The sequence below is a fragment of the Leptospira perdikensis genome (genome assembly GCF_004769575.1).
GTDB classification, from domain to species: Bacteria; Spirochaetota; Leptospiria; order Leptospirales; family Leptospiraceae; genus Leptospira_A; species Leptospira_A perdikensis.
Genome location: NZ_RQGA01000014.1, coordinates 14,766 through 39,800, shown reverse-complemented (window position 1 = coordinate 39,800; position 25,035 = coordinate 14,766). Strand labels below are relative to the sequence as shown.

The following is a 25,035-nucleotide window of genomic DNA, read 5'->3' as shown; positions in this document are numbered from 1 at the left end:
GGCATAAATTCTATGTCCCAAGAACCAAATACCACACAACCAATCATTACCGATATCAAAAGAATTGCTGTCTGCGGAGGATCTTTAGGAAGAGAAAGGCGCTCTTATGTCAGAGGGCAAGTGGTCGATGTGGGGATTACTGATCTTATGAAGGCGGAAGGGCTCTGGGATTTGATGACAGGGCTTTTTATCGGGGATGAAACAAAAATCACACCCTTTTTAGATTTCTCTTTGGCGCCCGTGAGAAAACCCGTATTAAAATTAGAGGTTTTTGATTTAGCGGGGAACAAAATCTACACCTCAGGGAAAATCAAAGCAGATGAAGACGGATTTTTTTCCTGCGAAATTCGAGACAAACTCCCAATAGGATCTCATGACTTCCAAGTGGTATTGGAAGGGTTGGATAGTTTTCGCCAATACTCAAAAGATCTAGCCCATTTAAACAACACCGAAGATTCTATTTTAGGAAAAACAACAATTGTGGGAAAGGGTAAACTTAGAATCCTTCCAGAAGACTACAAAGGAATGGTTGTCACATCAGACATTGATCAAACTTATTTAGCAACAGACATACACTCAGGAAAAGGAAAATTCACTGCTGTCTTCGAAACACCTAACCAAAAACAGGCGCTTCCGGGCATGCCTGAATTGTATCGGGAAATGAGGATAGCTCTCTCAAACGCCCCTCTTGCTTTTATTTCCGCAAGCCCCCACTTCTTTCGTAGAACTATGCTTGCTACCATTGCCAAAGACAATATCCAAATCGAATCCTTACATCTCAAATACTTAGAAGGAACCATCAAGGGAGTTTTTGACAAAGTACTGGGAACAATCTTCAATCCAATCGAATTTTTACAAAATGGATTCAAACCAGCTTGGTCTAGGACAAAAAAATTCTTAGGTGCTTCCTACCAAAGTCTCTTTGACCAAATGTCCTATAAACTTTCGATCCTTCTTTATGACCGCATCTATCTACCGACAGAATCGAAGGAAATCCTTCTTGGTGACAATACAGAATCGGATTATATGATTTTTACCCTTTACCAGATTATTTGTATGGGAAAATTAACTGGGGATGAATTAGAAGAATATTTATACAAACTGAATTTCCTTGGGCGGGATGCAATCACAAGAGATGCGGCAAAAAAAATCCGTCTTCTTGCAGAAGAAATACAAAGGATTCACGGAAACATTAATCCAGTAAAACTCAGCATCATCAATAAAACCAGCCATGGTCCAAGTGAATCAGAAATGCGTGAAAAAGTAAAGGAGGCACTTCCTGAGGGAATGTATGAATCGGCATTTGGAGCCAAACAAGCATTCTACGGAACAGAGGGTGCTATCGGAATGGCTCTGATCTTAGAGTCCGAAGGTTATTTTACAATCGAACAAAATCTAGCCGTGGTGGCGGGAATGATTGGGAAGGTTTTAGAGGGAAAATTAGTAGATGAAGGATTTCTATTGAAATTGTTTGATGAATTGACAATTCCGAAATCAGCGGAAGGAGCAAAGCAGAAACTAAAAGAAGGTCTCGTTTCTGCCTTTAAATCTTAAAATCTAAAATCCAGAACCGATTTTATCAGATCTGTTTTAATCTTGAAATCGGCTTAGGTAATAGTAGAAAAACAGTTTTTTCTTGATCGCTAAACTGCAAAGGTTGATTAAAATAGGTATCGTTAAACACAACCAAACGATGCCTGTAGACAAAACCCCCTCAGGAATGAAAGCAACAGCAACCATCTGCTTGATGATTAGATAAGGGAAAAAAGATAAAAAGGTTAAAAACAAAGAAACAAGAGTCCTTTCTTTGGCATTTCCTTTCACATAGTAAAAAGTATTCGTAGAAATATCAAACCTAGCTTGAGTCCATTCTCTAATTTTCAAAAAAGGTTTCTCTATCACAAGATAACTGACAAGAGCAATGATAGTAGAGATAAATAGACTAATGAATGAAGCCTTAATCAACCTGAGAAAATCATTATTTTCTACAATTTTATGATCCAATACGGTTAACATTACCGTTGTATTCACCAACATATGCACTAAATAAATCCCATAACTGAGTTTACCGATAAAAACCAAAAATGGATTCGCCAAAAAAAAGGAAATCTTAGAAAAAAATCCTCCGACTGCCCCAAAAACAATCACGAAGGCAAAAAAAGAATAAAAACTAATTCGATAAACAACAAAGTATTCTTTTGCTTCCGAAAATTCTAATGTACATACATAACAAAAAATAGAAAACAAAATACTAAAGATTATATAAAACGCAGTTTTAAGTCCCTTAATTTCCGTTGAGATCTTACCAGACCTCCAAAGTTCCATTAGCAGAATACCATAAACAAACGGTTCGAAATGTGTATGGATTGGATGAAACAATGTTTGTACATAAATATCAAAAGATTCAAACTTAGAATTCTGAAAATAATAATACCGAATGAAATTAGGAAACAAAAGAAGGAGGGTTAAAAAAATAAATTTCTGATTTCGATTGGTGAGAACCTTAGTATAAAATAAAAAAACAATTGGCATGGCCAGATAAAATTGTTCTTCCATTGATAGAGACCAGCCATGCACCATAATACGATTTGGAAAATAATTGGATATATAAGCTAAATCAGTCCACCAATAGGAGAGTTTCAATTTTAAACCTACAAGACCCTCAGCAAAAACAGATGCACTTTCCGTTCCTTGGCTCTTTTTTAAGATTCCAGCCATTATGAGAATCGTAACAGACAAAATTACATAAAAGGCAGGAAAAATTCGTAAACTACGTTTGATAACAAAATTTTTCCAACTCTCCACAAAACTCGCTCTTTCCAATTCCCTTGAGAAGGAAGTGGAAACCAAAAAAGCACTAATCACAAAGAACAAACTCATTAGAAATTCGACATTCTGCGCATTGTTCAAATACGGGGCATAATGGCTCGGAAAAGACTCAATAGAAAATGCAAAACAATGAAATAGAATTACCAAATAACAGCTGAGTGCACGAATCCCATAAAGCTCGTTAATTTCCTTTTTGTTTTTCTTAAAAATTTCAAAAAAATATTCTTTCATAATGCTACGATATTGGCATACTGTCTTGATAAATCGTTAGAAAGCAATCGATTATTCATACAAAACGAATTGAATTAACTAAGGTTTATAAGGGAATTTCACAAGAATGAAAAGAAGTCATAGTAAAATGAAAACCGGGATCCTTTGGATTTTTTTTATTTTAGTAGTTTTCTATTCTATCGAATATACCCAACCACGTTATTCACTCTTTCAAGACAGCCATGACAAAGCAGTACAAACCTATTCTATTTGGCAAAATCATTTTTTGTCGGATAATTTGTATTATCCGGCAAAAGCTTTTGATCCTAATTTAGAGTTTTTCCACCTTGCAAAAAACTTATATATCAAAACTAACGAAAAGTTAGTTAGTGCCTTCCCCATCCAATTTGCTTATTTATTGGCACCCTTCCTTTTTGTATTACCAATTTCATTTTTGCCATACACTTCTCTGCTTTTTCTTCTTTTAACTTTCTTTTTCTTAAAAAGATATTATCATTTTTCTCTTCTATTGATAACAATTTCCTTTTTTGGAACCTTTCTCTGGCCACTCAGTTGGGAGTATTCTGAATTACCGGCGATATTTGCCTTCTCTACTATTGCTTTATATCCTTTCTTAAAAAAAGGAAGTTCGGTATCATTTCAATTGATCAGCGGTGTTTTTCTCGCTTGGATCATCATAGTAAGATTAGACACATTACCTTTTTTTGGCATTTTTTTTCTTAGCCATTTATATTTTTATCTAAAAAGAAATGGGTTTCAGCAACTTCAGAGTTATCTAAAATCCTATTCTGCATTTTTACTATCGACTATAGTGTTTCTCATTCTTTATTTATCGATCAATCAAAGCTTATATGGACATTTTTTAGGTACTCGATTTTTAGCAAATTCAAGTGGATTTTCCGCTGGTTTTTCAAAAAGATTACAGTGGTTTCTAAGTTTATTATTCTATTCGAATAGAAAGATCGGCTTTTTTGGATACCTACCTTTCGCCTTCATTCTGTTCACAGTCTATTGGTACAAATACAAAACCATATCTGATTCCAAAAAAATTCTCCTAATTGCAACATCGTTAACACTTCTCATCATACCATTCATTGCACCTAATGACGGGTTTAACAATTGGGGGCCCAGGTTTTATACAATTCTAATTTTTCCGTATCTTTACTTATTAAAACCTTTCTTCGGCTATTATTATCAGAAAAGGAAGAAATTGTTTTTTTCTTTTTTACTCACCTTTGGTCTTTTTACCTTTTCGTTGGGAATCCTTGGTGCGAAGTTACAAAAGTCAAAAACTAACTTGGAAAAAAAATTCGCGCCGATTTTAACAGAGGTAAAACCTGATATTCTTGTATTGCAGGACTATCTAAATTTTTATACATGTGGAAGTTATTATTTCGATCATATTGTAATCGTTTCTTATACAACAGACCTAAACTCAAAACTATTAAATAGAATTTTGACAACAAACCCAAATTCAAAAATTGCCTTTATCACCTGGAATCCAGTTCTATTTTCGAAGGAAATGAAAGAGGCAATCAATGAAGACAAACGGAAATCGGGATATCCCATTTCTGAATGGGAGGAAGGCAAATTAGAAACTCAAATGCGATTGATAACTAGTGATTTCCAGATTTTGGATAGACAAACCTATCGCATTTGGACGGGAACTGTAAAATCAAAATAACAAATCAAAAAATGAAATGGATTTTATTTTCGGGTCTTCGGATTTCCACCTTTCACGAACTCAACCACATACAAAGGACGTCCTTTTGATTCTTCAAAAATCCGAGCAATGTATTCACCTAAAATTCCGATTGAGATCAAAATAGATCCTCCAATCAAACAAATCAATGTCACGATGGTGGCCCATCCTGGATTATAAACAATTGGCATTTTTAAAATAAAATGTTGAAAGGCTCGAAAAAGTGCATAAACACCGACTCCAAAACCAATGATTGCCACAACAATTCCTAAACCCAAACTAAACCGCAAAGGTAATGGAGAAAAAGAAACTGCTGCATTCATCGCCAATTTTAACATTTTTTGCAAAGGATATTTTGTTTCCCCCGCAACTCGTGGATCACGATTGTAATACACAGGAGTTTGTGGAAAACCAATCCACGCATTCATTCCTCGTAAGAACCGATGGTTTTCACGTAATCCATTTAAGGCATCCAAACACCTTCTCGAAATCAGACGAAAATCTCCAGAATCCAACGGAAGATCTTTATGAACTAAAATCTTCATAACTCGGTAGAAAGCCCAAGCAGTCGTTTTCTTAAAAAAAGATTCCCCAGAACGAGCCAGTCTTTGCCCATATACAACATCATATCCTTCTCGATATTTGGAGAGCATCTCTAAAATCACTTCGGGTGGATCCTGTAAATCAGCATCCATAACAACAACAGCATCACCTTTAGCATAATCCATTCCCGCTGTTACGGCAATTTGGTGGCCAAAATTTCGAGAAAGACTCACAACTTGAATTCTTGAATCGACCTTGGACCAATCAACTAATTGAAAAATAGTTTCATCCGTACTACCATCATTGACAAAAATGATTTCTGTTTTCATTGAAAGGAGTTTCAAAAGTTGGGTTAACCGTTCTTTTAGAAACGGAAGAGCAGACTCTTCATTGTAACAAGGAATAATGATAGATAATAAATTCGGATTTTTTCTTTCTTCTAAGTAATATTTCATAAAACTCCCAATTGATATAATCTAAAATTTCCCGCAATCGACTTTCGATTGCGAAGTACGTGAGCTAATTGGTTTGATCCGGGCCTAGCAAAATCAAAGAAAGAGTGAGTATTCCCATTAAATCGCTTAACTAAAATGGCAACCATCTCCATTTGAAATCTTGTCATTTAGAAACTTTACCAAATTAGATTTAAAGCCAATTACTAAATTTTAACCGGATGGACCAATCTTTCTTTCCATCTTAAAAACGGAAGTTCGATAATCAAATAAACAATCCAAGAAATTAGAAATGTATTTAAAATAACCCAGAAAATCGCGATAAATACTGAAACCAAACTTGGTTCACGAATTACTAATGGTGTAATCTTTTTCGCAACCAAAGGAATTACGATGATATGCCAAAGATATGCTGTATAACCTAACCTAGCGAATGGTCGAAATATAGGAAAACTAAACAAATTCAAAATCGTTCTATTAAAAAAAGACAGGTACATTAAAATTCCAAATCCAATAGAAACAATGGAGGGTCGAAAGACGATAGCAAATGCGCTACCAGAATCTATTTGATGCATCCATACAATCAAAGAACAAGAAAGAAGCAAAAGAATCCAAAAGAAAATGGTCTTTCCTAATATTTGAATCTGACTCCAAGGATACCGATGGTATAATTCATACACCAACATACCATAGAGAATAGAATCAAATCTGCAATATAACAAATAAACAGCATCCATATTTGGATCAGGAAAGGAAACCAAATAGCGAATAAGTAACGCGACAATGAAACAGAGTCCGTAAAAATAAAGTCGAAATGAAAAATTAATTTTAAAAAAGAAAAAAACACAGAAAAAAGGTAAAATTAGATAAAAATGCTCTTCTATCGACAGAGACCAACCGCCATTATAAACAACTGGCACGTGAAAAATGTCAGTCAAATACAAGGCATCCACCCAAACATTCGCTAGGCCAATTCTAATTTCTTCAAACATTGCAGCTGCATTTGGGTCTTGAATCAATGCTGGGTTAAATTTTGATAGTTGATAACTTTTAAAAAAATATAGAACAGCTAAAGCAAAATAAAATGCTGGGAATATACGAAGACTTCGTTTGATAAAAAAATCTGAAATACTAACTACACCCTTGCTTTCGTATTCACGCCTGAGACCTCCATAAATCAGGAAACCGCTAAGTAAAAAGAAAAAATCGACCCCCGAAGAAAGAGAACTCAGAAGTAATGATAACCACTCAGGTGAATCATTGATAATTGGCTTAACTGTAACCCAAACATGAAATATAACAACTGATAAAATTGAAAAAGCCCTAATTCCATTTAAATTTTCATACTCAAATGATTTCTTTACAAAAATCGAGCCAACATACTGAAGTATCTTTCCTATCATTTCTTTTTGTATTCCTCTATAGTAAAACCATAAAACAAAGATTGTCCAACTTTTTCCATCGCAACGGATGAAGGAAGCCCAAGACCATTTCCACCTAAAAAACGTTTAACGACACAGATTTTTGATTGTGAAATCTCTAAATCTGCACCAGTCAGAACCGGAGAAAATTCTTTATGACCATCCCAGCTTAAATACAAACTCAGATATTCCGGATATGAATCAGAAAATAAAACTGGGGGTTCACAGTTGTTTGCAATAAAATGAGCTGCCCCTCTCCAATCTTCCTTAAATACGAAATAGTAATTCTTTTTGAAATCAATAAGAGAAAAAAGAGTTAAGAAAATCAACACAACAATGGTATACCAACGCTCGACAGCAACCTTGAGATGATCCGCCACAAAATAGTAAATTAAAGGAAGTGTTACGATCCAATTTCGATTGGTAACAATGGGTTTAAATAAAGAAAATAGACTTGTAGAAATTACAATACAAAAAGCTACGAAAAGAAATGTTTGTGAAGAAGAAAACCTTTCACTAGTATCACTACCTTTCCAACCTCTAATATCTTTAAATATCCAATAAAAGAATACGAGAATAGGAACAATCACTGTCAGAAATAAAAACTTCTTTGAAGTATAAAAAAACAGAGAATAATATGCGAGATACAATAGCAAACTTGGAGGATCAATCCAACTGGCAGTAGCAATCTTTGTACCATTCATCAACTGGTATAAAAAAGGAATAAAGGCTAAAAAAGTCAATAAACCAAGAAGAAAAACCCATCTAGTTTGTTCATCTCGTTTCCATAGAAACCGTAACCAAAACACAAAATATAAACTTCCGACAAAAATAAAGCCGAACAAATGAACATAAGAAACTAAGATAGAAGTAATAACTAAAGAGATAAATCGGAATCGCTGACTGGTTTTGTTATCTAAATTAACGAATAAAACAAGGATAATCGAGGACAAACAAAGTAGAAGCGAATAAGATCTAACTTCTTGAGCATAATAAATTGCCCCTGGCGAAAGAGAAATTAGAAATAAAAATACAAATCTTTTTGGTTTTTCCCAAGATTGAGTCAAAATCCAAAGCACAAATAAATTCAGTATAGAAATAGAAACCGGAAACAACTTTATCGAAAATTCGGTGAACTTTGGTAAAAATCGAATCCAATAAGAAAGTAAAATTTGAAACAAAGGAGGGTGAGGGTCTTCTGCAAGATAGATCCAAAAATCAGACCAACTAGAAAGAGAAGAGCCATACACTGAATAAAGTTCATCACCCCATAAACTTTGGCGATCCAACTGATAGAGTCGAAGAAAAACCCCAATAGCTAAAACCAATAGAATGCCTAATTCGAAACGATATCTATGAAATGTAAAATTTTGTTGTTTCAATTTTTCTCCCAGAACATCAGACGAAACCCGGCGATTTCCTCATCAGAAACTTTTTTATAATACTTAGAATTAATTTCGTATTTCGTATCTACCCAATTTTCATAGAATTCCTGAGTGACATTATCGTCCTTCGGTGGCTTAAAATTATAAACAAATACTTGAAAATGTTTTACATTAGAGCTCAAAAACTTTAATTCTAAGTCACTAAATTCGGTCTGCCGATTTGCAATCCAATGTGGTTTTTTCAAAAATGAATCAGATATAAGCAACAAATCAAAAGTGCTCAAATGAACCACTGGTGCATTCGGATACTTTTCTAATTTCTCCTGAAAGATATCGTGGTATTTTTTAACATAATCAATTGTTTTGAAATTTCGCCGAACGTGATAAAGCCCAAATCCAATCTGCAACAATATCAGAAGAAGAATGATTTGACGTTCTCTCGGTAAGGTCACTGTCGAAAGTAATGAAATAACAAAAATCGAAATAATAAGATAAGAAAACTCTGTAAACCGTAAACCTAAGTATAATCCTCCAGAAGAATACGGACTAAGGAAAACAACACTGAAAAATGAAAGAATCGCGGATACAATCATTACTTTTTGCAGATATGTTAGATTTACTTTTAAAACAGAATAGATAACCAGAGACACAATAGGCAAACAATAGAATAAAAAACCAATACGATTGGTATCGCCAAAGAAAAATTCAAAAACTAAATGAATTCTTTCTTTAAAAAGTAATCTAGAAAAATCATCGAAACTAACCTTACTTCGAACGCCAAGAACCTCTTGGAATTCGTTATAGTTATAATAACCAAATAAAACCAAAGCGAAAACCAAACCGAAAACAAGTGGACAATACTTTTTTACAAACAATAGTAACTGGCTTCGATTGTAATACAGAACAACTAAACCTAAAAATCCGATATATATTACTGATTCGGAACGTAGGAAAATCGCAACTCCCCCACAAAAACCAAAAAAGAAATCGCGGACAATAGAACTTTTCGCTGTGCTTTCCAAACGAAAAACGGAGTAGAAAAAAGAAAGTAAAAGCAGATGAGCTGGGATACTCTCTGAAAATTCAATAGCACTTGATACAGCGTATCCGACTAAAAACAAAAGCCCTGCTAATCCTAAGTATTCTACTTTCTTTATCGCGAAAATCGAACGTAAAAACAATACAACAGAACAACTCAAAAATAAATAAAGTAAAAGTATAACGGCATTATAAGCGCGATAGGGAATAGGAAATAGGGAAAAAAACTGTGCAAAGAAACTTGGATATTGAAAAACACAGGTCCTCTGACCATTAACTTCTGTAGTAAAGTAAGCCCATGGATAACGAAAGGGATAAAACCGGAAGTCCGAATCGAAGTCATGGTATTTGGAAAAACACTGATGAGAATTAATTCCTCTCTCTTTATATTCCAATGTTTGATAGAGTTTGATTTGAGAATCCGACTGCATTAAAGGACCAAGTCCACTATCCCATCCAATCCGTTTGAAAATCAAAAAACCAACACAGAAAACTAAAACAGAAATAATGACTTTTGGATTCGTTATCGCCAACTGCAAATGATTCATCCAATTTAGAATTTTCTTCATTTCTGTTTCTCCAAAAGAAAACCTTTAAAGTGAGCCAGCGAATGTTTAGACTGAATCTTATAAACGACCGGTTTTAGTTCAAAATTAATATCAAATTTTTCTTTCCATATAGTAGAAGGAAATTCCTCATTCACGAGTTTATTTCCCTCCCATTGTAAATATAAAATTTTCATTTTTTGATTTCCCAGAATCGTTTCAACTTTTTCCCAATCTTCGTTAGAATAAACAGCGACCTGTGGATATTTAATATAACTATCACCAACTAGATAAGACAAAGAAAGTCCACGTTGGACAATCAGGTCTGGTTCTAGTGAATCGATCTGTTTCATAATTTGATGATATAACTTAGCAGAAGATGACCATTGTTTGATGGCCCTTGAATCTGATTTGTAAGAGAAATAAAGAAAAGGTAATAAAATTAAAAAATATAAAAGTGTGTATTCTCTTTTAGCAAAGGATAAAAAAACACCAAGCATTAGAAGATAAATGCCACTTTCATAATATCGCATTCCAAATATATCCACACCTGCTCGGTAAGGTGATAAAATTGGTAAAAGAAATATAAACAACAGACCAGAAAACAAAAAGGGAAAAATCTCGGACTTCCTTTCCCAACACAATACAATGAGACCTAAAAATAAAATCGGATACCCTTTAAAAATTCCAATTTTAAATTCGTTACCCCATAAATCCGCAAGCCATTCTCGAATCAGGTTCCTTTGAATCGCTCCAGATCCCATATCGGTCACTGTGTTTAATCCTCGCATTCCAAGTATATGACCATACACTTGATGATTCCAATAAAAGAAGACTATTTGTACTAGGAGACAAAGAAGAATATATGGGATGAGATTCTTTGTTAACTTCCATTTATTAGGATCCAGTCCAAAACCAATCCCTAAAAAGAAAATAAGGGCAATTGTGGATTCTGGACGAAGTTGGAAATTAAAAACAATGGCAACCGCAAGAAGGACTCCGTAACGAAAGCGTTTTTCTTCTTGAAACTCAAGGAAGGATAATATTGCAGATAAAAAGAAAAAATTGGTTAGTGTTAACTCGGAATAATCTAAAGCAGAAAGAAAAATCGGAGTTAGACATTGAATGCATAAAACGGCAACTAATATTACAAATCCCCTCTTCTCGTATCTAGTCAATATTCGATCCAGAAGATAAAAATTAAAAAAGAAAAATAGAATGGGAATATAAGTGATCCACTTCTTGGATGAAATGGTAATTAAGATTTTTTGAATCCAGCTAAACAATACTGGGTATTGAAATACACAATTTCCGTCTTTCAAAAAGAAAGCCCATGGGTATCCAAATGGGATCATGGAAGTATCGAACCCCAAATCTTTAGCTGGAAAATAACAATCCTCAGCAGGACCACCTTCAAGGTTATGAATGACTTGATAGTATTTAATTTCAGGGTCACTAGAAACAAATACAGTATTGTCATTCCACTTCCATCTATAGAAAATGGGAATTAGTAGAAGGAGAAAATAGATAAACAGCCTTCTGGGAAAGCTCATTTTAATCTCTTTTAATGATATGTGCTGTCACAGCTTGCAAACCAAAGATAAACAGAGCCAAGCTGAGGTTAGTTGCAACAATAAATTCACGTTCAAAATTAATAAAAACAAAACCAGATTTTTGCCATTGCAAAAATATCCAAATGACCGCCAAAACAATGATTCCGAAACCACTTAACAATACGAAAAAAAGTCGGTCTTCTTCCATAGATAAAATTGACTGATATATCCTACTAATCCTCGGCTGTTTGGTTGCGATCAGAAGTCCAGTTCCCCAAAAACTCAAACCCAAAATTGAAAAAAAGGAAAATAATACCATAGAATGTAATCCATACAAATTAACGCCGGATATGGTGATTACCTTTCCTACAAATACAGAAACAATAAGTTGAGACCATGCAACAAAAAATATGGAAATACCTACTCGTTCAAATAGATGAGGAGCATAAAATAAAATCCTCAATAAATGCCTCATTCCATCGCGCCATGTACGTAAGTGAGGAATTCTTCCAGCCTTATCAGGATACAAGGAAACTGGAACATGATACATAGTAGAATCATTGATCAAAGCTTTGATCAAAAGTTCTGATGCAAATTCCATTCCCTTACTTTTTACATTCCATTTTAAATAACTTTCTTTTTTAAAACAACGGAATCCAGAATTACTATCATGAATCTTTGTTTTTTTAGCATAAAGTAAATTGATAATCCAATTAATTACAGGGGTCCCTAAGTAACGATGTAAAAAAGGCATGGCTCCAGTATGAATTTTACCGTCTAACCGAGAACCAATGACCATATCACAATTTGTTTCGATTTGTTTTTCAATGAGTGCGGGAGATTCCAAAAAATCATATGTATCATCTGCATCAGCAAAAACAATGATTTCACCTTTGGCACTCCTAATTCCTGTATCAAGAGCGGATCCGTATCCCTTTTCTAGAGCAGAAACTACTGTTGCACCAAATTTTTTTGCAATAACTATCGATTTATCTTTACTACCGTTATCGGATACTAATATCTCAATGTCGTATTGGTTTTTATAATCTCTCTGAATGGTTACTAGTTTTTCTAGAACCAAAGGAAGGGTCTTCTCCTCATTTAAACAAGGAATGACAAAGGAAATTGATTTCTTTTTTTTCATAAAAAGTCCCGAGTATAAATTCCAAATGGATCTTTCGTTGATAGAAAATATCGACTCATATGAAGAGCGTTTTCCATCTTTTGTTGTTTGATCACATAAGCCATTAAATTAGCAGAACAAAGTTCCTTCCGAGGCATAGTTTCAAAACATTGAACAAGTAAATGAGCTTCCCTTTTCGTTCCTGTAGCTAACGCAAGTTCAAGAAAAAAATACCTTTCACCTAAAAAACGAATCTTCCAATTTTCAAAGAAATCTGAATCTTGATCCTCTAGCTGACGCAGAGAGGAATCTGTTTTAGATTGAAATTCGTAAAAAGAAGAAAGCTGCACGTATTTATAATACTTAAAAATTGATTGTTCTACAAAACCAAACCGAATAGAAAACAAGAGTAATAAGGAAAAAGAAATAGTTAAGAAGATTTTTGAAAAAAATGGATTTACCTTCTCAATATTCTTATCTTCATCAAACGTAGGATGTAAGAGACATACAGTTGTAATACCCAAAAAAAAGACATTCGCAACTTCTAAACTACTGAAATCAAGAAACTCATGTATTAACCAAATAAAAAGGATAGTAACCAATAATCTTTCTTTGGGTAAAAACTGATTATACTTTTTAACAAATCGTACTGAATAAAAAAACACAAAATAGAAAAAAACCAAAACCCCGGCAATCCCTACCGAACTAAACATCTGAAAATACAAATTATGTGCTAAAGGAAAAGTATGAAAGTGTATCATATAGTCTTTCACGAACTCAAAGTCAGCAATAGATAAATAACGTACATCTAAAAACGGAATTACTTTTTCTGGATTAAAACCTAAACCCAATATCGGTGCATTGGTAAGTGTGGAAAAAAAATGCAACTTCCAAATGGACAAACGGATTCCGATTGTCCCCATATCTAAAAGCATCTTTTCAGAATATATAGAAAATAAAATATATAAAAGTGCGATAGGAACAGCCAAAACCAAGAGAACCTTTTTCACTGAATTCGAACGCTGATTCCACATAGTTAAAAAGACAAGTAAACCAACCGAGAGTATTGATATTCTTGAAACAGAGATCATGAGTAAAAAAGATGCAAAAAGCAAAACTACAAAGTAAAACAGATTTTTATATCGCTTCCCTAGCTGCATAGAGTAAACAGCAAGTCCTAATACTAAAAATGAATTTGATCCGATCAAACTTACAGGAATAAGGAATAAATCCTCGCGATAAGAGCTAATGCTAAAATTTGGCTCCAAAAACATTTTAATAGAAAGTATAACAGCATTGATGAGAAATGCCCAAAGCAATCCATCCACTATGATTTGTTTGTTCTCTTCTCTCCAGGTCCTAGCAATAGAAACAAAAACCAATACTTCAAATAGTAGAATAATTCGAATTAAAGCAAAATCGTCATACCAATCTCTTACAATCCAGTATAAAAAGATAGCAAGTCCAACAAGCAGAAGCCAATTGATTCGATTTTGAATTAATTCTTGATGTCTAATGGTAAGGACGAGTGCAAATCCAATGGGAATTACCGGATAACTCATAAAATTAGATGTCACAAAACATGGTAAAATTGCTAAAATGCTACCAAAGGAAAAAAATTCTTTCTCTGAATACTTGGAGTGAAGGTAAATTAAGCCAAGAGACCAGAAAAACATAAACAACTTAATCGCAAGTTTTTCTGGCAGGAGCTGAATGGGATCATACTCGGCTAATTTAAAAAAAACAAAATTAGAGAGTAATATAACAAAGAGAAGGTGAAATAAAGAAGAAAAAGAGTTTTTCTTCTTTTTAAAATTCCAAACGAAATAAATCGTAAAAAGAAAAAATCCTAAACCAATCGCATCATTTCTAAAAAATTTTTGGTTTGTTTCTCCAAAGAAAAGACTTAAAAAACCAAAAAAGATTAAAAAATCAAAAAGGAGAAGTAGAATTCTCTTCATTTTTAAAGCCAGTTGGCAGTTTTAGGAATGTATTTATCTGGCATAGATTTGTAAAAAAAACTCTTCTTGGAAACTATTAGGTTGAAGTATAGAATGTGACGAAGTGCTGCCACTCCATCCTTCCAAGTAATTTTTTTCCCTTCTAAATAATTCCTTGGGAAATAAGAAATAGGGAATTCTAAAACTCTGATTTTTAGCCGTGCCAACTTAGCCGTAATCTCCGGCTCAAATCCAAATCGTTTTGATTCCAAATTAATATTCTGAACAATCTCAGCTTTAAATGCTTTGTAACAAGTTTCCATATCAGTGAGGTAAAGGCCACTGAGAAAATTGGAAAGTATTGTAAGGATGCGATTGATCAAATAATGAAAGGTGCGATGTACTTGACGTCCGTCTTTTTTAAAACGAGAACCGAACACAACATCCGCTTTACCCTTAGCAATTGGCTCTATGAGCATATGGATTTCTTCCATATCATATTCAAAATCTGCATCTTGAACAATAATAATATTTCCTGTTGCCTCAGCAATTCCCCGGTGCAACGCCGCACCCTTTCCTTGATTTTTTTCTTGGATCAAAATCTTATGTTCGGAACGAAAACGAAATTCTTTTAAAATGGCAAGCGAATGATCGCGAGATGCATCGTCGATGAATACAAGTTCTTTTTTTGTAGGCAATTGAAGGGAGTCTATCTTTCCTAAGAATTCCTCCAAATGACCGGATTCATTATAAATAGGAATGATTAGGGATGTTTTGTTTGCTTTCTCAGAACTTCCGAGGTTACGTCTAGCGACCATAGATACTATCTAGGAATTATGGAGATAAATGAAAGTCAAGCGGTAAAAAGCATTATATGAGATAGGGAATTCGCTATTTATTTCTATATTTACGAAGACCCATTATGCCGTGAATCAATGTTAGGATTAAGGCATAAACTGCAGAAATATTTTCACGGTTTTTTAACATACGGAAATGGGCTAACATCACTTTTTTCTTGTTAGATGTAGCAGCTCCCCTACGGACACGATACCGTGCTAAAATTTCAGAATTGGCATACGCAATTTTACCGTCCCGAAGGATATCAAGCCAGAGCGCATAATCATCCCTTAAACTTTTCAAACTTGGATCAAAGAATTTTTTCCCAACACTCGGAACATGATAAATAGCCGTGAGCAGACCGACTCGATTGTAATGTAACAAATCTCGATACGAATATTTCTTAGATTTTACTAGGAACGGTTCACAAAATTCGAATCCATCTTCATCGATGATTCGGTAGGACGCAAAGGAAAAGGGAGCTTTGGATTCCTCCATAAATGGAATCATTTTTTCTAAAAAATCCGGCTCCCACAAATCGTCGGCATCCAAAAAAGCGATAAACTCTCCCTTAGCCAATTTGATCCCCGTATTACGTGTGTCAGCAGATCCGGAATTTTTTTCCTTAGCGATAAACTGAATACGAGAATCGGTACTCGCAATTTTTTTTGCTAAAGAAGCCGTTTCATCTTTAGAACAATCGTCCACAAGTAACAATTCCCAATCGGTAAAGATTTGATTCTTTAAAGAGTTCACAGATTCCTCGAGATAGGAAACTGCATTGTAAGCAGGCATAATTACAGATACTTTAGGCATAAAAATTTACTTCATTTTAAAGGGATTGGTTTATTAGAAAGGAAAAATCAAAATAGAAAACAAGCCGGATTCGATATTTTTGAATGGATGGGCCTGTTTTAAAATTTACGTTAACTTCTGGCCCTTCACCTCTTCAACCAATCGATACAACCTTTCTTTCCAATGAACATTCTGCACTTCAAATGTTTTCCTGAATTTTTGTTTATTCAGCACACTGTAGGCAGGTCGTTTGGCATCTGTCGGATACTCTTCCGTTGCAATCGGTATTACTTCACAATGGTACCCAAAGGCTCGAACAATCTCATAAGCAAAATCATACCAACTAGCAACCCCTTCATTGGAGAAATGAAAAATTCCAGACTGATCAGAGATAGCAGCAGAAAAACATACACGTGCTAAATCGCCTGCCCAAGTCGGAGAACCTATCTGATCAGCGACAACTCGCAAACTCTCCTTTTCTTTGGACAATCTGGCAATGGTATTAAAGAAATTTTTTCCAAACTGTGAATAGACCCATGATGTTCTTAGGATAATAGAATCTGGATTTACTTCTAAAACAGAATCCTCCCCATCCGATTTTGTTTTTCCGTAAACGGATATGGGATTTTTTAAATCTGTTTCATTATAAGGGCGAGAATGATTTCCATCAAAAACAAAATCTGTCGAAACATGAATCAATTTTGCACCTATTGACTTTGCATACTGAGCTAGGTTTCTCGGACCATCCACATTTACCAACTCCGCACTATGTTTATCTTTTTCGGCTAAATCTACTGCCGTATAGGCTGCTGCATTGATAATAGACAAATAATCGGAAGAAGTTTTATTAGTGAAAAAATCCCGAACACTCTCTTCGGAAGCTAAATTCAATTGAGAACGATCGACAAACTCGAAACGATAATCTTTCTCCAAATGAGATAATTGTAAAAGTTCATTTCCTAATTGCCCCGTTGATCCTGTAACTAGAATTGTTTTCATTTTATTTTGATTTCTTAGTTCTTAGGAATAAATAGTTTCGTTTAAAATTCGAAGCAAATACTGACCGTATCCATTTTTTTTCAGAGGTTCGGCTAAATTTTCCAATTCTTTTTTAGAGATATAACCTTTACGATAAGCGATCTCTTCCGGACAGGCAATTTTAAGGCCCTGCCGTCTCTCAACAGTCTCAACAAAAGTTGATGCTTCAAGAAGAGATTCATGAGTACCTGTGTCAAGCCAGGCATATCCTCTACCCATCAGTTGTACATCCAAATTGCCTTTTTCTAAATAAATCTTATTTAGATCGGTGATCTCAAGTTCCCCTCTTTTGGATGGTTTAACTTGTTTTGCGTATTCAACGACCTTTGCATCGTAAAAATACAAGCCGGTAACAGCATAACTACTTTTAGGTTTAATTGGTTTTTCTTCGATCGAAACTGCCCTTCTTTCAGCATCAAATTCAACAACACCGTATCTCTCGGGATCATTTACATGATAAGCAAAAACAGTTGCACCATTCTTTTTGGCTACTGCAGCACTTAGTTGTTCTTCCATACCGTGACCAAAGAAAATATTATCTCCTAAAATCAAAGCTGATGGTTCACCGCCGTTCAAAAACTTTTCCCCGATAAGAAAGGCCTGCGCTAATCCATCTGGAGACGGTTGAACCTCATATTGAAGAGAAATCCCCCATTGAGAACCATCACCTAACATCTCTCGAAATAGAGGGGTAGACTCTGGGGTTGAAATAATTAAAACCTCTTTAATTCCCGCCAACATTAAGGTACTTAAAGGATAATAAATCATTGGTTTGTCATAAATAGGCAGTAATTGTTTACTCACAACCTTTGTCACTGGATACAGACGTGTTCCCGAACCACCGGCTAAAATGATACCCTTCATTTATCTTTTAATTCCTTATATTGTGAATCGTAGTATTTATTATATTCGCCGGATAGAATTTCTTCCCACCAGGATCTATTCGCCAAAAACCAATCAACAGTTTGTTCAATGGCCTCTTCAAACTTATATTTTGGTTTCCAACCTAATTCATTTTCGATTTTTGCAGGATCTATTGCATAACGAAAATCATGACCAGGCCTGTCCTTAACAAACTGAATCAACTTTTTATGAGGTGCACCTTTAGGATTTCTTTCATCCATTAATTCGCATATTTTATAAACAATTTCTAAATTGTTTTTTTCGTTTCGAGTACCAATATTATAAGTTTCCCCAAACTTACCAGTTCGCATCACTAAATCAATGGCAAGGCAATGATCTTTCACATACAACCAGTCTCTTACATTTTCTCCAGTGCCATAAACGGGAAGTGATTTCCCTTGAAGACAGTTCAAGATCATAAGAGGAATTAACTTTTCCGGAAAATGAAATGGACCATAATTATTAGAACAATTCGTTGTAATGACTGGTAAACCGTAAGTGTGAAAATATGCACGAACCAAATGATCCGATCCAGCCTTTGATGCGGAATAAGGAGAGTTAGGTGCATAAGGGGTTGTTTCAGTAAATGCTCCTTCTGCACTTAAAGAACCAAACACCTCGTCGGTAGAAACATGTAGAAATAACCTTAGTTTATTTTGGGCATGTAACATTCTCGCAAATTCCAACATGTAAAAACTCCCCATTAGATTTGTTTTTACAAATTCCTCGGGTCCAAGAATGGATCTATCGACATGTGATTCTGCTGCAAAATGTGCAATCTCAGTGACAGGGATATTTTCCAATTTAGAAAACACTTCGGTTTTATCAGTAATATCTAATTTAATAAATTGAAGCCTTGAATCGTTTTTCCACTTATCTAGATTTTTTAAATTACCTGCATATGTTAATTTATCAACAACAATGATAGATACATTTTCCGTCGATTCGAGTATCGTGTGAACAAAATTCGAGCCAATAAAACCAGCCCCACCAGTGACAAGAATCCTTCTATCTTTCATTCTTTGACCTTTACTGCCTTTTAATTGTGTTATTACTATATAAATTATGTAAAAAAATTATCAAATTCTCTAAAAGGGACTGATAAGATCTTTAAGTAATGTTAGCTGTTTATCTTTTTCGGATAATATACAACTGTCTGTGTCGATACCCCAATCAATTCCGAGAGCCGGATCATTAAACAAGATTCCACCCTCGGACTCCTTAGAGTATTCATTCGTTACTTTATATAAAAATTCAGTATTGTCTTCTAAAACAAGAAACCCATGAGCAAAACCGGATGGAACCCAAAAGATTTCATGATTTTTCTCTGTGAGAGTTACAGATACATGTTGTCCGTAGGTTTTTGAGTTTTTTCTAATATCAACGGCAACATCCAATACAGACCCCTTTACTACCCGAACCAACTTTCCCTGATCCATCGGTGGAGCTTGAAAGTGGAGTCCTCGCAAAACATTACGATTGGATTTAGAATGATTGTCCTGTTGGAAAAGTTCAGGAATACCTAAGGCAGCATATTCCGAAGCCTTAAACGACTCCAAAAAGAAGCCCCTATCATCGCCATGAACCGTAGGCAAAATGAGCACTGGTCCCGAAATAGGGAAATTTTGAGTTTTCATAGATTTATGCTTTAAAATGTCCTTTATCGAACTCTTCAAACAAGTTCTTTTCCCAAGAGGGACATGTCAATAGAAGAAAATTATCAAGGATTCGAACGGAACGATTAACAATATTTTGTTTTCAGATAAAGAAACTGAAATAGATTGGGAGTTACATTTATGAAACCAAAAATTTCAGTATGTATGGCAACATATAACGGTGAGAAATATATTGCGGACCAACTAAATTCTATCCTCATACAATTGTCAGAAAACGATGAAGTGATTATTTCTGATGATTCCTCTTCCGACCGAACAGTAAAAATTTTAGAAAAATTTGCATCCGAAGACTCCAGAATACAATTATTTCTGAATCAGAAATTCAGAGATCCAATTCAAAATTTCCAAAATGCGTTAGTAAAAGCTTCAGGAGATTACGTTTATTTATCAGACCAAGACGATCTTTGGTTGGATAACAAAGTAAATACCATTAACGAGATATTGAAAAGTTATGATTTGGTTTTACATAACTCAATTGTTACTGATGAAAACTTGAACGTGACCCACTCCTCCTTTTTTAATTTGTTCGGGTCTAAAAAAGGAATTATCAAAAATATTACAAGAAGCTCCTATTACGGCTCTTGTATGGCATTCCGAAGGACTATTTTAGATAAAGCAATTCCCTTTCCTAAAACGAAAGAAATTGGTCACGATCTTTGGTTGGGACTCGTTGCCGAGTTAACAGGTAAGGTGTTTCTATTAGATACTCCTTTCATCTATTACAGAAGACACCAAAACACTTTTACCTTAAGAGGGTTAGGTGGCACAAAAAGGAGTATCTTTCAAATCATCCGAGGAAGATTGATTATGTTTAAGGAACTTTTTAAGTTCCTTATCAAGAGGTTTTAAGTTATCCCAATCTCGAACGGATTTGATTTTCGAATAATGTCAGGGCAGCATCAATTGTTTCGTGCATATCGAAATACTTATAATCGCCCAACCTACCACTGATAAAAACATTTTTCAAAGAATCAGCTTCCTTTCGATAAACCTTTACTAGATCAGTATTTCGCTTATCATTAATAGGATAGTATGGATTGGATCCGTCATCTAATGATGAAAATTCTTTAATGGTTAACGTTGAGTTTCCATAAGTTCTTTCTGGATGTAAATGCCTTGGTTCATGAATTCTGGTAAAAGGAACTTCTTCTTCAGCATAATTCATAACGGATGTACCTTGGTAATCATCAACAGGATGTATTTCTGTTTCAAAACGCAGAGTACGATATTCCAATTTGCCAAACTTATAATCAAAGTATTGATCTATTGGACCACTATAGATTAAAATTGTTTCTTTGGGAATTTTATCCTTTATGTCAAAAAAATTGGTATTCAGACAAGTTGTGATCAAAGGATTCGCAAGCATCCTTTCGAAAATCTTCCCATAACCATCCTTAGGAATCCCCTGCCACCGACTATAGTAGTAACTTTCATTGTAATTTTTACGAATGGGCAAACGGTTTAAAATAAACTCAGGTAACTCTTTAGGATCTTTGTTCCATTGTTTCTTTGTATAACCTTTAATGAACGCTTCATACAAAGGTCGACCGATCAATGATACTGCTTTTTCTTCAAAGTTTTGCGGTGGATGGTCGAATTTTTCTTTGGCCTTCTCCTTTTCTAAAAAAGAATCTACCTCATACGGTTTGAGATTCAAACCGTAATACTGATTGATTGTCTCCAAATTGATAGGCATTTGGTAGACTTTATTTTTAAAAGTTGTTAGGACCTGATGATAATAATTATTGAATTCAGTAAAACCGTGGATATAATCCCAAACCTTTTGATTAGAAGTATGGAAAATATGAGTTCCATAGGTATGGAATTCAATTCCGGTTTCTGGATTGATTTCGGAATAACAATTTCCGCCGATATGATTTCTCTTTTCAATTACGAGAACTTCTTTTTTTAATTCAGAAGCAACTCTCTCAGCAATGACCGAGCCAAAAAAACCCGACCCTACAACAACAATGGGAAACCGTGAATAATCCATATTAGTAAAAAAATAAAAGGTTATACGATATCAAGGGATTTTCAGAATATTTTAAATTTTTCTCTTAAAACAGTTTACAGAAGATAAAGATCTAAGTTTTTATAAATTCTTAGTTCGATTGTTTTTACAGAAATCCTTCATGATTAAACTTCAAAAAAAGAAAACGAAGATACTTTTCAAAGAATTAATTCTAAGATTATTATATATTGCCCATAAGTCAAAATTATTCCGAAGAATATTTTTGGCTGTCGTCCCGGAAATCTATGTAAACACGGTATTCCGTGAAAAACAATTCAATCGATTGGTTTTGTTTTCTACTTTTAGTACAACTGGAAAAGTTTCCAAAAATTTAACATTTTATTTACGTAAATTACACGAGCTTGGATCCGATATTGTATTAATTGATACATCTCCAATTTCACTACCAGAAGAAATCGAATCCATTCGGCCTTTCATAAAACAATATATCTGGAGAGAAAACTTCGGTTATGATTTTGGTTCCTGGAAAGTTGGGTTATCAGAAACAAAAGACTGGAAATCATATGAACAAATTGTTCTAACGAATGATAGTGTGTATGGTCCTCTAACACCTCTTCAACCAATCTTTTCAAAATTCGTAAATACAGATATAGATGTCTGGGGACTTACAGACTCTTACGAGTTCGATTACCACTTAATGAGTTACTTTTTAGTTTTCCAAAATAATGTATTAAAATCGGAAGCTTTTGAAAGGTTTTGGAACCAATTTGTTTTTTATCCAACTCGATGGAAAAAACTACTCATTCTAGAGTATGAAGTCGGAGGCACTAAATATTGGAAAAAAAACCATTTTAAAATGTCTGTGTTTATACCCTTTATTTCATTAAGTCCAAACACTGACAAAACTTACTATATTAACCCGACCCATGTATTCTGGAATACAATCATCACCGAACATGGATTTCCTTTCCTAAAAAGGGATCTAATCAAAGCCCTTCTGTCAAAAAATTTAACTCACGAAATCAACGATCTTTTAGAAACAAATCAATACTATCCTATAAATCATATTGATCTTCTCAATAACTGATCGAAGATTTATGCTTTTAAAGGATCCAATCCTTCTTTAATGTTTGTCTTTCCTGTTTCCTCACCTTAGTGGTGTTCGAAAATGACGACAATTGCAAAAGTTAACCAGACAGAATATATTCTCTATCCGGTTGCCTCAAAGAATTTAAACCTTAGTGCTTTGTAAATAATTCCGATAGTTTCTTAGATAAATATAAATCAAACCGAGGAATGTGAAATTTCAAATACAAGACAACCAATCGAAATGCAGTTATCCTTCTAAAAACATAATCAATTGCTAACTTTTGTTTATAAGACCAAGGCGCAGTCGAAACTCCCGTGTTATCATTAATTGAAATAGGATGTTCAAAATGAAATACGAGATTTCTCGGAATGGAAAGAAAAAATATATAATCAGAAATGATTAGTTTAGGCGTTAACAAATAATAACCATAAACTTCATGTAATTTTTTTTTATAAACTACGGACTGATGTAAAATGGCTCCCCGCTCATAACTTGCCGTGCCAGGAATTAATAAATCCGGAGTTTTGAGTAAATTACACGTATACCAATTACCAAAAATAAAATCGTATGTATTCAAATTATTTAACTGAAAAATGTCAGATAAAACTTTAGGATTAGCAAATCTATCCCCAGCATTGAGAAAAAGAAGCCACTCTCCCTTTGCAAGTTTGGCACCTTTATTCATAGCGTCATAAATTCCGCGATCAGGTTCACTTACCCAATAATCAATCTTCTTCTCTGAATCTTTTATTAGCTCTTTCGTTCCGTCTGTAGAGCCCCCATCAATAATAATATATTCATAGTTTGTAAACTCTTGACTTGCTACACTTTGTATTGTATGGTCCAAAAAAATTCTGTTATTCAATACAATTGTGATAATTGATATTTTAGGTGTTTTAGATTTAGATTTCATTAAGATTCAAAAGTATCCTATTTTTCAATATGATCATCAGTGGCAAAGAATAAAGGGGTAAAAATTCTGCAAATATTCGATATTCATAGATATTAGCGGTATACAAATATACAATCAAAACCAACCAGCCAACAGGAAGCATTCGCCGCAATCTGATAGGCAATATTTTAATATTATTTCTAAAATAAAACGGAGATAAAAGTAAAAAAGGAAAAATCAGAAAAGCCAAGCGGTAATAACCTTCAAAAAAACTAGGATTCTGAATTTCATACATAGTCGATGTAAAAAAACTTAGATTAGACCAATACTGATCTTGATAAACAGCACCACTCTTGTCTGCAAAAAGGAAATTTAAAGAAAGTTTGATTCCGAACCAAAGACCTAATAAGAAACTAGTCTTCAACAAAAGTTTCCATCGGGATCCAAATTTCCAATGCACAAGAAAGTAACATACAATAAATATCAAAGAAGTCTCTCGATTCAAAGTAGCTATGGCAATCAAAAAAGCAAAAGTAACAAAGGACTGAGTTTGTAGCGAGAACAACAAAAGAATACAAAACAAAATCGAATATGTATCATACAAAAAATACAATGGCATATACCTTGGCAAAAATAAAAACCAAGGAATTAACAACATCAGAAATACAGTAGATACGAGCGCAAACTCTTTACTACCGTATAACTTTGAGTATAGATAATATGAGAAAAAAATTGAAAAATGCCCAACAAACTCAAGAAAATAAACAATTTCTTCCGATGTATAATCTGTTTTTCCTTTGATATATTGACCAATCCAACTTGTCAACGCTCTGGAAACGAATGGTTTCCCATAATCATGAGAAAGAAAATTATCATGGCCGATAAAATTAAAATTCAATTGGTTATGTAAGCCAGTAAAAAGTAAAGCGATTGCAACAAACCCAAGAATCAATCCGATTTTAAATATAAAATCTCTGATATGTAAATTTTTAATCTGTAACATTGTATTTAAGTTTACCTAATCAACCAATTCAGAGTTTTCATTCTAATTACAAACAAATGGTTTTTGG

The 25,035-nt window shown here is 34.1% G+C and carries 21 protein-coding genes; 4 read left to right on the top strand and 17 right to left on the bottom strand.

Translation table 11 applies throughout. The features are described 5' to 3' along the window. Positions 1-12: 12 nt before the first annotated feature. Positions 13-1,554, top strand: coding sequence for a phosphatase domain-containing protein (locus EHQ49_RS12895; protein ID WP_135580115.1), 1,542 nt, complete (start codon positions 13-15; stop codon positions 1,552-1,554). Positions 1,555-1,590: 36 nt separating this feature from the next. Here the strand turns inward: EHQ49_RS12895 and EHQ49_RS12890 are convergent, their stop codons facing one another. Then, positions 1,591-3,060 carry an acyltransferase family protein gene (locus EHQ49_RS12890; RefSeq protein ID WP_135580114.1) on the bottom strand — a complete coding sequence of 490 codons (1,470 nt, stop codon included), beginning with the start codon at positions 3,058-3,060 and terminating at the stop codon, positions 1,591-1,593. 127 nt (positions 3,061-3,187) lie between these two features. Here EHQ49_RS12890 and EHQ49_RS12885 point away from each other — a divergent pair, with 127 nt between their 5' ends. Further along, a complete protein-coding gene (locus EHQ49_RS12885; protein ID WP_244241480.1) occupies positions 3,188-4,744 on the top strand; it encodes an LA_3751/LA_3752 family putative glycosyltransferase in 1,557 nt (518 codons plus the stop codon). 23 nt (positions 4,745-4,767) lie between these two features. On the opposite strand, the gene EHQ49_RS12880 is transcribed toward EHQ49_RS12885, so the two are convergent. The 13 genes from EHQ49_RS12880 to rfbC form a co-directional block, all read right to left on the bottom strand. Then, positions 4,768-5,760 (bottom strand): glycosyltransferase family 2 protein, encoded by a 993-nt coding sequence (locus EHQ49_RS12880; protein WP_135580112.1) that lies wholly within the window; start codon positions 5,758-5,760, stop codon positions 4,768-4,770. Between the two features lie 203 nt (positions 5,761-5,963). Beyond that, positions 5,964-7,160, bottom strand: coding sequence for an acyltransferase family protein (locus EHQ49_RS12875; RefSeq protein ID WP_135580111.1), 1,197 nt, complete (start codon positions 7,158-7,160; stop codon positions 5,964-5,966). After that, a complete protein-coding gene (locus tag EHQ49_RS12870; protein ID WP_135580110.1) occupies positions 7,157-8,560 on the bottom strand; it encodes a glycosyltransferase family 39 protein in 1,404 nt (467 codons plus the stop codon). Before EHQ49_RS12870 ends, EHQ49_RS12875 begins: the two co-directional genes overlap by 4 nt. Continuing rightward, positions 8,557-10,170, bottom strand: coding sequence for an LA_3751/LA_3752 family putative glycosyltransferase (locus tag EHQ49_RS12865; RefSeq protein WP_135580109.1), 1,614 nt, complete (start codon positions 10,168-10,170; stop codon positions 8,557-8,559). The genes EHQ49_RS12870 and EHQ49_RS12865 overlap by 4 nt, the downstream gene beginning before the upstream one ends. Beyond that, on the bottom strand, positions 10,167-11,699 hold the full coding sequence (locus EHQ49_RS12860; protein ID WP_135580106.1) for an LA_3751/LA_3752 family putative glycosyltransferase: 1,533 nt from the start codon (positions 11,697-11,699) through the stop codon (positions 10,167-10,169). The genes EHQ49_RS12865 and EHQ49_RS12860 overlap by 4 nt, the downstream gene beginning before the upstream one ends. A 1-nt stretch (position 11,700) precedes the next feature. Beyond that, the gene (locus tag EHQ49_RS12855) at positions 11,701-12,843 is read right to left on the bottom strand and encodes a glycosyltransferase family 2 protein (protein ID WP_135580105.1); all 1,143 of its coding nucleotides are present in this window, start codon (positions 12,841-12,843) and stop codon (positions 11,701-11,703) included. Further along, on the bottom strand, positions 12,840-14,783 hold the full coding sequence (locus tag EHQ49_RS12850) for an O-antigen ligase family protein (protein ID WP_135580103.1): 1,944 nt from the start codon (positions 14,781-14,783) through the stop codon (positions 12,840-12,842). The genes EHQ49_RS12855 and EHQ49_RS12850 overlap by 4 nt, the downstream gene beginning before the upstream one ends. Before the next feature lie 2 nt (positions 14,784-14,785). Beyond that, positions 14,786-15,580: a glycosyltransferase family 2 protein gene (locus EHQ49_RS12845; RefSeq protein ID WP_135580101.1), complete on the bottom strand. Its 795-nt coding sequence runs from the start codon at positions 15,578-15,580 to the stop codon at positions 14,786-14,788. Between the two features lie 73 nt (positions 15,581-15,653). Beyond that, entirely contained in the window at positions 15,654-16,415 is a 762-nt protein-coding gene (locus EHQ49_RS12840; protein WP_135580099.1) for a glycosyltransferase family 2 protein, read from the bottom strand. Between the two features lie 105 nt (positions 16,416-16,520). Further along, positions 16,521-17,393: a dTDP-4-dehydrorhamnose reductase gene (gene rfbD / locus EHQ49_RS12835; protein ID WP_135580097.1), complete on the bottom strand. Its 873-nt coding sequence runs from the start codon at positions 17,391-17,393 to the stop codon at positions 16,521-16,523. A gap of 21 nt (positions 17,394-17,414) precedes the next feature. Next, a complete protein-coding gene (gene rfbA / locus EHQ49_RS12830) occupies positions 17,415-18,296 on the bottom strand; it encodes a glucose-1-phosphate thymidylyltransferase RfbA (RefSeq protein ID WP_135580095.1) in 882 nt (293 codons plus the stop codon). After that, positions 18,293-19,354 (bottom strand): dTDP-glucose 4,6-dehydratase, encoded by a 1,062-nt coding sequence (gene rfbB / locus EHQ49_RS12825; protein WP_135580093.1) that lies wholly within the window; start codon positions 19,352-19,354, stop codon positions 18,293-18,295. The genes rfbA and rfbB overlap by 4 nt, the downstream gene beginning before the upstream one ends. Before the next feature lie 69 nt (positions 19,355-19,423). Further along, the gene (rfbC, locus tag EHQ49_RS12820; RefSeq protein ID WP_135580091.1) at positions 19,424-19,972 is read right to left on the bottom strand and encodes a dTDP-4-dehydrorhamnose 3,5-epimerase; all 549 of its coding nucleotides are present in this window, start codon (positions 19,970-19,972) and stop codon (positions 19,424-19,426) included. 159 nt (positions 19,973-20,131) lie between these two features. On the opposite strand from rfbC, the gene EHQ49_RS12815 reads away from it, so the two are divergent. After that, complete coding sequence (locus EHQ49_RS12815) at positions 20,132-20,860, top strand: glycosyltransferase family 2 protein (protein ID WP_135580089.1); 729 nt, start codon at positions 20,132-20,134, stop codon at positions 20,858-20,860. A gap of 1 nt (position 20,861) precedes the next feature. On the opposite strand, the gene glf is transcribed toward EHQ49_RS12815, so the two are convergent. Then, positions 20,862-22,004 carry a UDP-galactopyranose mutase gene (gene glf / locus EHQ49_RS12810; protein ID WP_135580087.1) on the bottom strand — a complete coding sequence of 381 codons (1,143 nt, stop codon included), beginning with the start codon at positions 22,002-22,004 and terminating at the stop codon, positions 20,862-20,864. Positions 22,005-22,245: 241 nt separating this feature from the next. On the opposite strand from glf, the gene EHQ49_RS12805 reads away from it, so the two are divergent. Next, positions 22,246-23,070 (top strand): rhamnan synthesis F family protein, encoded by an 825-nt coding sequence (locus EHQ49_RS12805; protein WP_167483010.1) that lies wholly within the window; start codon positions 22,246-22,248, stop codon positions 23,068-23,070. Positions 23,071-23,221: 151 nt separating this feature from the next. On the opposite strand, the gene EHQ49_RS12800 is transcribed toward EHQ49_RS12805, so the two are convergent. Together EHQ49_RS12800 and EHQ49_RS12795 are read right to left on the bottom strand one after the other, a co-directional pair. Next, positions 23,222-23,986, bottom strand: coding sequence for a glycosyltransferase family 2 protein (locus tag EHQ49_RS12800; protein ID WP_135580084.1), 765 nt, complete (start codon positions 23,984-23,986; stop codon positions 23,222-23,224). Then, complete coding sequence (locus EHQ49_RS12795; RefSeq protein WP_135580082.1) at positions 23,976-24,968, bottom strand: hypothetical protein; 993 nt, start codon at positions 24,966-24,968, stop codon at positions 23,976-23,978. The genes EHQ49_RS12800 and EHQ49_RS12795 overlap by 11 nt, the downstream gene beginning before the upstream one ends. Between the last annotated feature and the right edge of the window lie 67 nt (positions 24,969-25,035).

What these genes read in the sequence shown, in the direction of transcription:
- rfbC (WP_135580091.1), bottom strand. Translation starts at nt 19,972, where the DNA reads ATGAAAACTCAAAATTTCCCTATTTCGGGACCAGTGCTCATTTTGCCT.
- EHQ49_RS12800 (WP_135580084.1), bottom strand. Translation starts at nt 23,986, where the DNA reads ATGAAATCTAAATCTAAAACACCTAAAATATCAATTATCACAATTGTA.
- glf (WP_135580087.1), bottom strand. Translation starts at nt 22,004, where the DNA reads ATGGATTATTCACGGTTTCCCATTGTTGTTGTAGGGTCGGGTTTTTTT.
- EHQ49_RS12845 (WP_135580101.1), bottom strand. Translation starts at nt 15,580, where the DNA reads ATGGTCGCTAGACGTAACCTCGGAAGTTCTGAGAAAGCAAACAAAACA.
- EHQ49_RS12880 (WP_135580112.1), bottom strand. Translation starts at nt 5,760, where the DNA reads ATGAAATATTACTTAGAAGAAAGAAAAAATCCGAATTTATTATCTATC.
- EHQ49_RS12840 (WP_135580099.1), bottom strand. Translation starts at nt 16,415, where the DNA reads ATGCCTAAAGTATCTGTAATTATGCCTGCTTACAATGCAGTTTCCTAT.
- rfbD (WP_135580097.1), bottom strand. Translation starts at nt 17,393, where the DNA reads ATGAAAACAATTCTAGTTACAGGATCAACGGGGCAATTAGGAAATGAA.
- EHQ49_RS12895 (WP_135580115.1), top strand. Translation starts at nt 13, where the DNA reads ATGTCCCAAGAACCAAATACCACACAACCAATCATTACCGATATCAAA.
- EHQ49_RS12890 (WP_135580114.1), bottom strand. Translation starts at nt 3,060, where the DNA reads ATGAAAGAATATTTTTTTGAAATTTTTAAGAAAAACAAAAAGGAAATT.
- EHQ49_RS12815 (WP_135580089.1), top strand. Translation starts at nt 20,132, where the DNA reads ATGAAACCAAAAATTTCAGTATGTATGGCAACATATAACGGTGAGAAA.
- EHQ49_RS12875 (WP_135580111.1), bottom strand. Translation starts at nt 7,160, where the DNA reads ATGATAGGAAAGATACTTCAGTATGTTGGCTCGATTTTTGTAAAGAAA.
- EHQ49_RS12860 (WP_135580106.1), bottom strand. Translation starts at nt 11,699, where the DNA reads ATGAGCTTTCCCAGAAGGCTGTTTATCTATTTTCTCCTTCTACTAATT.
- EHQ49_RS12885 (WP_244241480.1), top strand. Translation starts at nt 3,188, where the DNA reads ATGAAAACCGGGATCCTTTGGATTTTTTTTATTTTAGTAGTTTTCTAT.
- EHQ49_RS12855 (WP_135580105.1), bottom strand. Translation starts at nt 12,843, where the DNA reads ATGAAAAAAAAGAAATCAATTTCCTTTGTCATTCCTTGTTTAAATGAG.
- EHQ49_RS12795 (WP_135580082.1), bottom strand. Translation starts at nt 24,968, where the DNA reads ATGTTACAGATTAAAAATTTACATATCAGAGATTTTATATTTAAAATC.
- rfbB (WP_135580093.1), bottom strand. Translation starts at nt 19,354, where the DNA reads ATGAAAGATAGAAGGATTCTTGTCACTGGTGGGGCTGGTTTTATTGGC.
- EHQ49_RS12865 (WP_135580109.1), bottom strand. Translation starts at nt 10,170, where the DNA reads ATGAAGAAAATTCTAAATTGGATGAATCATTTGCAGTTGGCGATAACG.
- EHQ49_RS12850 (WP_135580103.1), bottom strand. Translation starts at nt 14,783, where the DNA reads ATGAAGAGAATTCTACTTCTCCTTTTTGATTTTTTAATCTTTTTTGGT.
- rfbA (WP_135580095.1), bottom strand. Translation starts at nt 18,296, where the DNA reads ATGAAGGGTATCATTTTAGCCGGTGGTTCGGGAACACGTCTGTATCCA.